Origin of the sequence: Salipiger sp. H15 (assembly GCF_040409955.1) — a bacterium.
Classification (GTDB): Bacteria; Pseudomonadota; Alphaproteobacteria; order Rhodobacterales; family Rhodobacteraceae; genus Salipiger.
Map to the genome: position 1 here is coordinate 129,442 of NZ_CP123390.1, position 12,213 is coordinate 141,654.

At 64.6% G+C, this 12,213-nt stretch carries 10 protein-coding genes; 8 read left to right on the top strand and 2 right to left on the bottom strand.

The features are described from left to right. Positions 1–121 precede the first annotated feature (121 nt). From PVT71_RS29015 to PVT71_RS29040, 6 genes are read left to right on the top strand one after another with little or no spacing between them, the layout of a single operon-like run. Positions 122–1,087: a DUF58 domain-containing protein gene (locus PVT71_RS29015; protein WP_353476741.1), complete on the top strand. Its 966-nt coding sequence runs from the start codon at positions 122–124 to the stop codon at positions 1,085–1,087. Further along, positions 1,084–1,557 (top strand): DUF4381 domain-containing protein, encoded by a 474-nt coding sequence (locus PVT71_RS29020; protein WP_353476742.1) that lies wholly within the window; start codon positions 1,084–1,086, stop codon positions 1,555–1,557. Before PVT71_RS29015 ends, PVT71_RS29020 begins: the two co-directional genes overlap by 4 nt. Further along, positions 1,554–2,543, top strand: a complete 990-nt coding sequence (locus PVT71_RS29025; RefSeq protein ID WP_353476743.1) for a VWA domain-containing protein — start codon at positions 1,554–1,556, stop codon at positions 2,541–2,543. Before PVT71_RS29020 ends, PVT71_RS29025 begins: the two co-directional genes overlap by 4 nt. Next, entirely contained in the window at positions 2,536–4,047 is a 1,512-nt protein-coding gene (locus tag PVT71_RS29030) for a VWA domain-containing protein (RefSeq protein WP_353476744.1), read from the top strand. Before PVT71_RS29025 ends, PVT71_RS29030 begins: the two co-directional genes overlap by 8 nt. After that, positions 4,044–5,309: a hypothetical protein gene (locus PVT71_RS29035; protein WP_353476745.1), complete on the top strand. Its 1,266-nt coding sequence runs from the start codon at positions 4,044–4,046 to the stop codon at positions 5,307–5,309. The genes PVT71_RS29030 and PVT71_RS29035 overlap by 4 nt, the downstream gene beginning before the upstream one ends. 34 nt (positions 5,310–5,343) lie before the next feature. Then, positions 5,344–6,324 (top strand): MoxR family ATPase, encoded by a 981-nt coding sequence (locus tag PVT71_RS29040; RefSeq protein ID WP_353476746.1) that lies wholly within the window; start codon positions 5,344–5,346, stop codon positions 6,322–6,324. 400 nt (positions 6,325–6,724) lie between these two features. On the opposite strand, the gene PVT71_RS29045 is transcribed toward PVT71_RS29040, so the two are convergent. After that, on the bottom strand, positions 6,725–7,429 hold the full coding sequence (locus PVT71_RS29045) for a Crp/Fnr family transcriptional regulator (protein WP_353476747.1): 705 nt from the start codon (positions 7,427–7,429) through the stop codon (positions 6,725–6,727). 260 nt (positions 7,430–7,689) lie between these two features. Between PVT71_RS29045 and PVT71_RS29050 the strand changes: the two genes are divergently transcribed. Further along, positions 7,690–10,068: an arylsulfatase gene (locus PVT71_RS29050; protein WP_353476748.1), complete on the top strand. Its 2,379-nt coding sequence runs from the start codon at positions 7,690–7,692 to the stop codon at positions 10,066–10,068. 634 nt (positions 10,069–10,702) lie between these two features. Here the strand turns inward: PVT71_RS29050 and PVT71_RS29055 are convergent. Next, positions 10,703–10,825 (bottom strand): hypothetical protein, encoded by a 123-nt coding sequence (locus PVT71_RS29055; RefSeq protein WP_353476858.1) that lies wholly within the window; start codon positions 10,823–10,825, stop codon positions 10,703–10,705. 210 nt (positions 10,826–11,035) lie between these two features. Here PVT71_RS29055 and PVT71_RS29060 point away from each other — a divergent pair, with 210 nt between their 5' ends. After that, positions 11,036–12,157, top strand: coding sequence for an MFS transporter (locus PVT71_RS29060; protein ID WP_353476856.1), 1,122 nt, complete (start codon positions 11,036–11,038; stop codon positions 12,155–12,157). The last annotated feature ends 56 nt before the right edge of the window (positions 12,158–12,213 follow it).

The following is a 12,213-nucleotide window of genomic DNA, read 5'->3' on the forward strand; positions in this document are numbered from 1 at the left end:
AATCGGGGTGGCGCCGCGCGCGCCGCCCCGAAGACCTCCCTGACCAGAGCGTACAATCCGGTGTCGGTGTGCCCTCCGGGATCCGGGAGAAGGTTTCAGGTTTTCAGGAGGTAGCCCGGACATGCGGACCCCGGTCAGCGACAGCCCGTCTGATCCGCGCATCCACGTGGACATGGCGCACTTGCGCAGCTTTGCCTCCAAGGCGACCGATCTGAGCTTCATGCCGCGCCAGCCCGTGCGCAGCGTTCTCAATGGCCGCAGTGCCTCGGCCCTCCGCGGACGGGGGCTCGATTTCGAGGAGTTGCGCGGCTACCTGCCCGGCGACGACGTGCGCGACATCGACTGGAAGGTGACCGCCCGGACCGGACGGCCCCACATCCGCGTCTTCACCGAGGAACGCGACCGCCCCGCGTTAATCGTCGTGGACCAGCGCATGTCTATGTTCTTTGGCTCCAAGCTCAACATGAAGGCGGTCACGGCGGCAGAGGCCGCGGCGCTGATCGCCTTTCGCATTCTCGATCAGGGCGACCGGGTGGGCGGGATTGTCTTTACGGATCACCGCTTGCAGGAAGTTCGCCCGCAACGCAGCCATGCCGCGGTTCAGAGCTTCCTCGGCAAGATCGCCGAAGCGAACCTCTCCCTCCATGCCAATGCCGAGGTGGAGAGCCCGATGGGGATCCGTGAGCCGCTGCAGGTCGTGGCGCAGATCGCCAAGCGCGATCACCTCATCTTCCTGATCAGCGATTTTGACGAGGTCGACTGGCGATCGGAACGGCTGATCAGCAGCCTGTCGCGGCGCAACGACGTGATCCTCTGCCCGGTCAGCGACCCGATGACCCGCACCCCGCCGGCGGATCTCAAGCTGGTGGCCTCGGACGGGCGGATGCAGGCGGAGATTGACACCAGCGACCGGGCGACCCTGCAGGCGCTTGCGCGCATGTCACAAAGCCACGCCGAGGCGCTGCAGGGTTGGTCGCGAAAGTTCGGCATCCCTCTGATGCCACTCACCGCCGCCGAAGACACGGTTGCGCAGGTCCGCAGGCTACTGGGGGCAAATGTGCGCGGGGTGACAGGGCGCATGCGATGAACCCGGACCTCGAAAACCTCGATCTCGTCGAATTGCTCAAGCTGCTTGAGATGCCACCTGACCCGGCTCAAGTCTCCTACGCACCGCAGACGGCGGGGTGGTGGGTGATGGCGGCTGCGGCGCTGATCGTGCTCGCCGCACTGGTCTGGGCGCTGCTCCGCCACCGGCGCGCGAATGCCTATCGCCGCGCCGCGTTGCGGGCGCTCGAGCAGGCCGATGACGATCCCGCGCAGATCGCGGCGGTGCTCCGCAGAACGGCCGTTGCCGCCTATCCCAGACGGCAGGTCGCGAAGCTCTACGGGGAGGCCTGGCTCAATTTCCTCGATACGAGTTTCGCCGGAGAGGGCTTCGCGGATGGACCGGGGCGGGTGCTTTCGTCGGCCGCCTATCGTCCCGTCGCCGCCGCGGATCCGTTGCTTCGCTCCCTCGCCGAGCGCTGGATTCGCAGCCACAAGCGGGGGAAGACATGATCGAGCTGGCGCACCCTTGGGTCTTCTTCCTGCTCCCGCTGCCCCTGCTGGTCTGGCGCTTCGTCGCGCCCTATCGCCAGAGCGTGCAGGCCCTGCGCTTTCCCTCCTTCGCACGCATCGTCGAGGCGCTCGGCATTACGCCGGAGGAAGGCGCGCTGCTGGTCGCGCGGCGGCGCATCCAGATGATCGCGGGCGTTCTGGTTTGGATATTGCTGCTTCTGGCGCTTGCCCGCCCGGAACGCATCGGCGAGGCAGTCGAGGTCACCAAGGCCGCCCGCGACCTGATGCTGGTCGTCGACATCTCGGAGTCCATGGACGAGGAGGACTTCGTGACCGAAACCGGCGAGCCGCTGCAACGCCTCGCCGCGGTGAAGAACGTTGTCGGGGAGTTCATCTCCGAGCGCGAAGGCGATCGTGTGGCGCTGATCGTCTTTGGCGCGAAACCCTTCGTGCAGGCCCCGTTCACCGAGGATTTGCAGGCGGTGCGCGACCTGCTGACCCTGACCACCGTCGGGATGGCCGGGCCGCATACCAATCTCGGCGACGCCATCGGGCTCGGCATCCGCAGCTTCGAGCACAGCCAGGTCGATCAGCGGCTGATGATCCTGCTCAGCGACGGCGCCGACACCGGCAGCCGGATGAGCCCGGTCAATGCCGCCGAGATCGCCTTGCAGAACGGCATCCAGATTTACACCATCGGCGTCGGTGATCCCGACGGCGGGCAGGCGGATAACCAGGTCGACATCGCGGCGCTGCAGGACATCGCGCGGCGCACCGGGGGGCAGTTCTTCTTCGCCGACGACACCGAGGGGCTTGCGCAGATCTACGATCAGATCGACCAACTCGCGCCGCGCATGGTCGAAACCATCAGCTATCGTCCCCGCGACAGCCTGGCGCATCTTCCGGCAATCCTGGCAGTGCTGCTGACACTGGCGTCGCAGTTCCTCATGCTTTTCATCACCAGGCCGAGGCGTGCGCATGCCTGAGTTCCTGACCGGCCTGTCGTATTTCCACTTCATCCGCCCGTGGCTGCTGCTGCTGCTGCTGCCGACGCTGCTGGCATGGTGGCTGACCCGCAGACGCCTCGCGCCGCGCTCGCAGAAGCCCGCCGGGATGGCCGATCACCTGGCCCATGCGCTCAGCCTCGACGGGCATCGCAGGCGACGGCTCCTGCCGGTGGATGTGGTGATGTTGGCGACCGCGCTCGTCATCGCCGGGGCCGCGGGGCCGAGCTGGACGCGGGTGCCCAATCCGCTTGTCGCCCCCACCGCGCCACTGGTGCTGGCGCTCGAGGTGTCGGAGAGCATGGCGCGGCGGGACATCGCACCAAGCCGTCTGGAACGGGCGAAGTACAAGATCCAGGACATCCTCGCGAACCGCGCGGGCGGGCGCGCGGCGCTTGTCGCCTATGCCGGATCGGCGCATCTCATCGCACCGCTGACCGACGATCCACAGGTCCTGGACAGCTTCCTAAGCGGGCTGCTGCCCCAGGTCATGCCAGAGCCGGGCAACAACGCGACTCTCGCCATCGAGAAATCCGGCACCGTTCTGGATGCCGAGACATCGCCTGGCGCGATACTGTTCGTCGCCGACGAGATCGACCGTGCGGACATTCCCGCGCTGCAATCCTACCTGAAGGACGGCGGCGCGCCGATCATCCTGCTGTTGATTTCCGACGACGACGCACCGGCCGAGGCGTTGCGCGGCATCCGTGGCCTGCGGCTCGTGACCATGACACCGGATGACGAGGACGTGGCCGCCGTCTCGCGCCACATCGACGCGGCCTACCGGGCCGCCCTGGCGGCGGACGACCGGCAAAAATGGGAGGACCGGGGATGGCTCCTGTTCGCGCCCGCGCTGCTGCTGGCGCTTCTCTGGTTCCGCCGCGGCTGGACCATGCGATGGGCGGTCGGAGCACTGGCGGCGCTTGTGATGCCCGCCACACCATCCAGTGCGGAGGGGCTCGCGGATTGGTTCTGGACCCCGGATCAGCAAGGGCGCCGTGCCTACGAGCACCGCGACTATGCCGAGGCCGCCGGGCTGTTTGAAGATTTGGACTGGCGTGGGCGGGCGCTCTACCGTGCGGGTCAATACGAAAACGCGGCCGAGGTTTTCGATCGTCTCGAAAGCGTCGATGCCTTGATCGCCAAGGGTCTGTCGCAGATCCGGCAGGGCTCGTACCGCGAGGGCGAAGAGACGCTGGAACAGGCCGTTGCGCGCGATCCGTCCAGCGAGCTGGCCGCCCGCAACCTGGAGGTCGCACAGGCGATCCTGGCCTACGTCGATCATGCGCGGCAGACCTCCGGTGCCGACGATGGCGCCGACGAGGTCGTCTTCGACGACGAGATGGAGGGCGGCCAGGACGCCCAACCCATCGAATCCCAGGAGCTCGAACTCCAGGCGGCGGAGCAGTGGATGCGGACCGTCGACACAAGGATGCAGGACTTCCTGAAGATCCGCCTTTCTCTGGAGACGGGGGGCGGCGAATGAAGCGGCACCTGCTGATCATCTCCCTCTTTTGCTGCCTCGCCTTGCCCGCGGCGGCGCAGGAGAGTGCCGATGCGCCTGTGATCCGCACCGAGCTGGACCCCGCCGATATCCTCACCGGCCAGCCCACGACCCTGCGCGTCACCGTGCTGGTGCCCAGCTTCTTTTCCAAACCCGTCTCCCTGCCGAGCTACGACCTGCCCAACATCATGGTGGAAGTGCCCGAGAAATCCGGGCGTCCGGTCAGTGAACGCGTCGCCGGGCGCAAATGGTCCGGCGTCCGCCAGGAATACCAGATCACGCCGCTTGTACCGGGGGCGATCGAACTGCCGCCGCAGGCGATCACCCTCACCTATGCCGACAGCGCCTACAAACCTGTCGAGGTGACGGCTCAGACCGAGGCACTGACCCTGACCGGGCTGGTTCCGGCGGCAGCGGCGGGTCTGGACCCGTTTCTTGCGGCGACTTCGGTGACGCTGGAGCAGGTGATCGAGGGTGCGGAGGGCGCGCTGGAGCCGGGCGCCGCGATCACCCGCCGCGTCACCGCGACCATCGAGGGCGGTCGCGCCATGGCCATCCCGCCGCTGCTTTCATCGCTGGATCAGCCGGGGCTTTCGGAACACCCCGACCCGCCAGTGGTGGAGGACGATCCCGAGACCGGGCTCGGGACCCGCATCGAAAGCGTGACCTATATCGCCAAGCAGGGCGGTCGCTTCAGCCTGCCGGAAGTTCGCCTGGGGTGGTATAACACCACCGCGGACAAGGTCGAGGAACAGATCCTCGAAGGGACGGATTTCGCCGTCAGCGGTGCCGCCCCGACGGAGGCATCCGAGCCTTTTGACTGGCGCAGGGCTGCCGTGGTCGCGGCCCTCCTCATCTTGGCTGCGCTGCTGCTTCTGTTGATATGGCGGCGCGCCCGGCCGGTCGTGGCGAACAGGGTGACCCGCGCGCATGCGGCATGGCGGAACTCGTCGCGCTACGCGCTGAGGCAGGCCGAAAAGTCCTTGCAGGCTCACAGACTGGGCCCGGCGCTGACATGGACCCGCCACTGGTGGCGGCGTGGACGTCATGACGGGCCTCCACCGGAGCCGGTGACATCGGCCTATCTGGACATCGGCAGAGAACTCTACGGCCCGGGCGCGACGAACGGGGCCGAGCCCGGAGACCGATGGTCCAGCGGAATTAAGACCTTGAAAGACCACGCACGTGGCCATCACGCCTCCCGCCCGAGACCGCATGGCGATCTTCCGGACCTAAATCCATGAACGCGCAACAAGACCAAAACGACAGGATCACCGCATGACAGCGCATGACGACATCAGCAGATTGATCACCCGCATGGGAGACCAGATCGTCGGGCAGCAGGCCGTGATCCGCGACCTGATCATTGGCCTCCTCGCCAACGGAAACCTGCTCATCGAGGGGCTGCCCGGGCTGGCCAAGACCCGCGCCGTGAAGGCCATGGCAAAGAACCTCGAAGCCGACTACAGCCGCATCCAGTTCACACCGGACCTGCTGCCCTCGGATGTCACCGGCACGGATGTCTACTACCAGACGGACGGCAAGGGCGAGTTCCGCTTCGAGCAGGGCCCGATCTTTGCCAACATCGTCCTTGCGGACGAGATCAACCGCGCCCCCGCAAAGGTTCAGGCGGCACTGCTGGAAGCCATGGAGGAGCGACAGGTCACCGTCGGCGGCACCACCCATGTCATGCCGCCCCTGTTCATCGTCTGCGCCACGCAGAACCCGATCGAACAGGAGGGTACCTACGCGCTGCCCGAGGCGCAGATGGATCGCTTCCTGATGCATGTCCGCGTGGATTACCCTCCAGTCGAGGATGAAGCGGCGATCATCAAGATGATCCGGGCCGAAGACAGTGCGAAGAATCGCCCCGTGGCTGTCGCCGACGCGCCTCCCCCCGTCCTGCAGTCGGCCATCTTCGCGGCGCGCGCCGAGATCGACGAGATCCATGTCGCCGACCCGATGACGGACTACATGGCCGCCCTCGTGCAGGCGACACGCACGCCGGAGAAATACTCCGAGGAGATCGCAACGTGGATCGAGGTCGGCGCCAGCCCGCGCGCGTCGCTTGCTCTGGACAAATGCGCCCGCGCCCATGCCTGGCTCGAAGGGCGCGACTATGTCGATCCGCAGGACATCCACGCCATCGCTGGAAATGTCTTCCGCCATCGCCTGAAGCTGCGTTTCGAAGCCCTGGGAGACGGCGTGACGCCTGACCGCGTGACCGACGAAATCCTGGAGACCGTCGCATTGCCCTGACGCGGCGAGCGCCTTGGCCTGACCGCACCTCACCAGGTGAAATGATGCTCTTGGGAAAGGTCCAAAGGGTGATTTCACGCAGCAGGCCACAGTGCTGTTCCTGAACTGAGGTACGGGCCGCCACCTGACGGCTATCCGGTCTTCGCCGGGCCTACCGAACTCACGCTCGCGCTGCATGGCAGCGAACGTCTGGAGAGTCAGCACTGCCGACCTCGGACCGTTCAAAATGCTGCAGCCTGCATGAATGGCCGCTTCGGTGAGACGGCGGAGCGGCCCGGCGACGACCGGTAGGGCCGTCTCTGCCGGTCAGCCCGACTCACCGAAGCGGCCAGCACGCCGCGCCGCCGCAAGCCCGCTCCGAGCCCAAGGCCGACATTCATGCGACTCAATTTATGATGAGTCACCGTGCTCCGCTGCTCAGCTCCCTCTCGCTTGCATGGGCAAGTCTAACAGGGTTGTAGTCAATCTGACTGTAGGTCACTCGCGAAATCAGACCTTCTCGCTCCAGGCTGCGCAGCGCCGGTCCCGCACTGTTGCGATGCAGGCCTGCCATCTCGCCGAGTTCCTGCTGAGTGCAAGGGACCGAAATGACCGCGTCGTTCGTCATTTCCGGCCCTGCCAGCCTAATCAATGTGCTCAGGATTTTGGTCCGCGCGTCCCCCTTGGTCACAGCCGAGGCATACATCAGCGCGTTGTCGAGATGCAGCACGGTCAGTTGCGCGAGTGTGCGCCAAAGCCGGGGGAAACGCGCCTCGAGGCTTTCGATGCCTTGCAGCGAGACGCAGCAAACCTTCAGGTCAGTGCGGGCGCGGATCTCGACGCGGCGTGGTGACCCGGTGAGGGCCGTTGCTTCGCCGACCCACCAGCCGGGGCGGGCGATATGCGCCAAGGCCGGGGTGATATAGCCCGACGCGATTAGAACGTCGGCGTAACCCTCGGCGACGCCGTAAATGCCACCGGGCGGGCCCCCGAGCGAGAAGAGCAGTTCTCCGGCGGAAAGCTCGCTGAACTCGGCGAGATCGAGCCAGGCCTTGCGGAATTCCTCGGGCTGGGAGGCAAGCCAGCCCCTGCGGTGAAATATCCCCTGCAGATCATGCTCAGTCATTCAATATTTTTCCGATTTGCACCTGATTGTGCAAAGTGCGCCCAAGGCACATGTTAGTCAATTGCGGTGGAACGGCAGTATAGGGGTTCAACCCTGGGCTTCGCTACCACGCTGAAAGTGCTGACGTGAGACAATCATTTTCTACGGCGGTTGCCTCACTACGGGCAGCCCAAAGGGCATCCATTCTCCTGCCCAAGATGAACGATCCAGATTGAAGCCGACGGGTTTTCCACGCCCGTCAGAGAGCACGGAGTCATCTTATGAAGAAGCTCGAACTGTCCCGATTTCTGCTTGCGTTACTGTTCATGGCGGCAAGCTTCGCGACCTCGGCCCATGCCCAGACGGCGGATGTGCCGCTCGGAGCTCAAAACGGCCAGGTTTCGTTGCCCTACGCGGAAAAGAAGTTTAGCGGCAGCGCCGGCACCACCTATCTGAATGCTGATCCGGCCGAATTTCCCACCCCGGTCAAGGCCCCGGACGGCGCACCCAACGTTCTGTTGGTGCTGCTTGACGATGTCGGCTTCGGTCAGTTCGATGTGAGCGGTGGTGGGGTTCCCTCACCAGCGATGGACGAGTTGGCCAAGGAGGGTCTGACATTCACCCGCTTCCACACTACGGCGCTGTGTTCTCCGACGCGGGCGGCGCTGCTGACCGGGCGCAACCACAACATGGCCGGGACCGGGGTCATCACCGAACTTGCTACCGGCTATGACGGCTATACCGGGGTTATTCCCAAGGACACTGCCTCGGTTGCCGAGATCCTGCGCCAGAACGGCTATATCACCGCCTGGATCGGCAAGAACCACAACACGCCGATCTACGAGACCAGCGCCACGGGTCCCTTTGACCATTGGCCCAACGGGCTGGGCTTTGACTATTTCTACGGCTTCATGGCCGGTGACACGAACCAAATCCGGCCCTATCTGTTCGAGAACCAGACCCCGATCGGCACGCCCAACCAAGAGGGTTATTACCTCAGCACCGACCTGACCGATCACACCATCAGCTGGCTGAAGACAATCGAGGCGATCCAACCCGACAAGCCTTGGTTCGCCTATCTCGCCCCTGCCGCGACCCATGCCCCGCATCAGGCCCCGAAGGAGCTGATTGACAAATACAAGGGCGAGTTCGACATGGGCTGGGATGGCTATCGCGAAGAGACCTTCGAGCGCCAGAAAGAGCGCGGGATCATCCCCGAGAATGCCGAGCTGACGCCCCGCCCCGCCAGCCTTCCCGCTTGGGACAGCCTGAGCGATGACCAGAAAAAGCTGTCGGCCCGCATGATGGAGGTCTTTGCAGCCTACGGCGAGCAGGTCGATTACGAGGTCGGGCGCGTGCTCGACTACGTCAAGACGCTGCCCGACGCCGACAACACAATGATCATCTATATCGTCGGCGATAACGGCGCCTCGGCCGAGGGCGGCTTTGACGGGACGCTGAATGAGAACGCCTTTTTCAACGCCTATCTGATGAAGACCGAGGACATGCTCGACCGCATCGACGAGATCGGCACCGAGCTGCATTTCAACCACTTCCCGGCCGGCTGGGCCTGGGCGGTGGATTCTCCCTTCCAATGGACCAAGCAGGTCGCGAGCCATCTCGGCGGTGTGCGCAACCCGATGATCGTGAAATGGCCCGCCAAGTTCAAAGCTGCGGGCGAGACGCGGACCCAGTTCCTGCATGTCATCGACATCGCGCCGACCATTCTGGATGCGGCCCATATCCCCGAGCCGCGCAGCGTGAACGGCACTGCGCAAACCCCGATCCAAGGCAAGAGCTTCCTCAGCGTACTGGATGATGCAAAGGCCGCCGAGGTCCGCACCAGCCAGTATTTCGAGATGTTCGTGAACCGCGGCATGTATGACAAAGGCTGGTGGGCTGGTTCTCTGGCCTTCGAGCCCTGGGACCCTGTCCGCGGCGAATTCGACCCGATGAAGGCCAAGTGGGAGCTTTACAACCTCGACGAGGACTTCACCCAGGCCAAGGACCTCGCCGCCGAAAATCCAGACAAGTTGGAGGAGCTGAAGGCGCTCTGGTGGGCCGAAGCGTCAAAGAACAAGGCGCTGCCGCTTGACTGGCGCGGCGCCGAGCGCTTCAGCGCAGAGGGCACCGGCAAGCCGAACCTCGCAGGCGGGCGCGACAGCATCACCTATACGGGCGTGCTGGCCGGGCTACCGGAATCTTCGGCGCCGGACCTGAAGAACAAGTCCTTCAGCGTCACCGCCAAGGTCAAGGTCGAGGAGAATGCCAGTGGCATGATCTTCACGCAGGGCGGCAATACCGGCGGCTGGGCCTTCTATCTCAAGGATGGCAAGCTGAAGGCCGCACATAATTATATCGACGTCGCGGTCTATACCATCGAAAGCGACAGCGCCGTCCCAGCCGGAGAGCATGAGCTGAAGATGGACTTCGACTATGAGGGCGGCGAGGAGATGGGCAAGAACGGCACCATCACCCTCTCGATCGATGGCCAAGCCGCTGGTTCCGGTGCCATCGAGAGGACAACACCTTTCAAATACTCGCTCTCCGAGAACCAGGATGTCGGTACGGATACCGGAACGGCCGTCTCCACGGATTACCAGGCGCCCTTCGATTTCCAGGGCGAGCTTGAGGAAGTGGTGGTGGATCTCAAGAAGTGACACTTGACCGGGCGCCCTGCGATCTCGTCGGGCGCCCGGTTCGCCTTGCTCATCTTGGTTGTTCGCCGGAGATTTGGTCCTCGTTGAGCGCAAGAGTTGCGGGCTTAAATCCGCAGCACAGGTGCGATGACACGTGGGCGCGGGACCCGACTTATTGCGGCATCGACCGTCCGCTTTGTCCGCACAGCGTACCTTGGCCGTAGAAAAATGCTGCGCGACGCATGAACGACTGTTTCGGTGGAGCTGCGCCGCAGCGAGCTCGTCCAGCCCCAAGGTCGGCTCAGGGCCGGGAGCGTCTCGGCACGGCAGCCGGGGTGCTCTGTCCAGCTAGGTCGGCGTCCTCCGTATACTGCATGACCAGGGCGGCGAGGCGACTGACAGCTAGTCCGATGAGCGAGCCCGAGGGTCGGTTTGTGGAGCCGAGGATGATGCTCAGGCAACCGCCCTACCCCGCCCCGGAATCGCATAAGCGGCATTTCGTTGGACCTCTCTCTCTTGGTGCCAAGGCTGCCGGAGCTCTTGCGGGATCGGCGTATTGTGGAAATGCTCAGAGGACCGGCACCGCCAGCTGTGCCCTCGTGCAAGCCACGGTCTTCGGCGGGGCGATGCCCCACTGGTCGCTGCGCCCAGAGGCCTAGGTCCAGTCCTCCGGCCCGGCGACACGGTAGGTCTCGTCAACCTGCAGCACCTCGGCCGTGTGCTCGATTGCCGAAGTCTCGAACACCGGCTCAGCGCCCGCTACTGCTTTCTGAAACACAGCAATCTTCTGACGACTGCGGAGGCTAGGACATCCTTATCGCGACACTGCGTAGGCCGCCGCTTCATCGCCACCCTTGTCGCGCTCGCAATTAGAGGCATACTCCGCCGCAACCAGTACCAAGTGATTGCCGTGACCACCACCACGCCCGCCCGCACCTACCTCGTCGTCCTCAGCGCGCTCGGCGCCACGCATCTTCTGAACGACCTGATGCAGTCGCTGATCCCGGCGGCCTATCCGATCCTGAAGGAGGCATACGGCCTCGACTTCGTGCAGATCGGGCTGATCACGATGACCTTCCAGATCGCCGGGTCATTGCTCCAGCCGGTCATGGGGATGGTGACCGACCGCTATCCGGCGCCCTACTCGCCGGTCGTCGGCATGGCCTTCACCCTGTCGGGGCTGATCTGCCTCGCCTTCGCCGGAAGCTATGGCGGCATCCTTATAGCGGTCGCGCTGATCGGCATCGGCTCCTCGATCTTCCACCCGGAGGCGACCCGGACGGCGCGCTATGCCGCGGGCGACCGGCAGGGATTGGCGCAGGGGATCTTCCAGGTGGGGGGGCAGGCGGGCGGCGCGCTCGGGCCGGTCCTTGCCGCGCTGATCATCGTGCCCTGGGGGCAGCCAAGCCTCGCTTGGTTTGCCGTGCTCGCGCTGCTCGCGATGCTGCTCTTGACCTGGATCGGCAGCCAGCAGCAGCGGATCCGGGCAGAGTTCACCCACCGCTCGGCCCGCAGGCAGGCCGAAGCCCCTGCATCGAAGCGGAGCGCCGCGACGGTCGCCTTGGGATTGCTCGTCCTCACCTTCCTGATGTTCACCAAGAACACTTATGGCGAGAGCTTCCGGTCCTTCTACACCTTCTATCTCATCGAGAAGTTCGGCCTGTCGATTCCCGCCTCGCAGATGATGTTGTTCCTCTTCCTCATGGCCGCGGCCGTGGGCGTGCTGATCGGCGGTGTCCTTGGCGACGCAATCGGACGGCGGCAGATCATCTGGATCTCGGTGCTGGGACCGTTGCCTCTGACCCTGATCCTGCCTTACGCCGGCCTGTTCTGGACCGGCGTGCTGACGATAGCGATCAATCTGATCATGGCCAGCGCCTTCGCCTCGATCCTGATCTACGCAATGGACCTCCTGCCGAACCGCATTGGGCTGATCGGCGGACTCTTCTACGGCCTGAACTTCGGCCTCGGAGGGATCGCGGCGGCGCTGCTCGGCATCCTGGCGGACAGCTACGGGGTTGAGGCGGTCTACCGGCTTTGTGCCTTCCTGCCGCTGGCGGGACTTGCCGTTTGGTTCTTGCCGCCGATTGAGGAAAGGCGCTTTCGGTAGGATAGAGCGAATGGCTGTTTCGGGCCGGTAGCGCTATGTGCCCTGTCGTGGAGGCT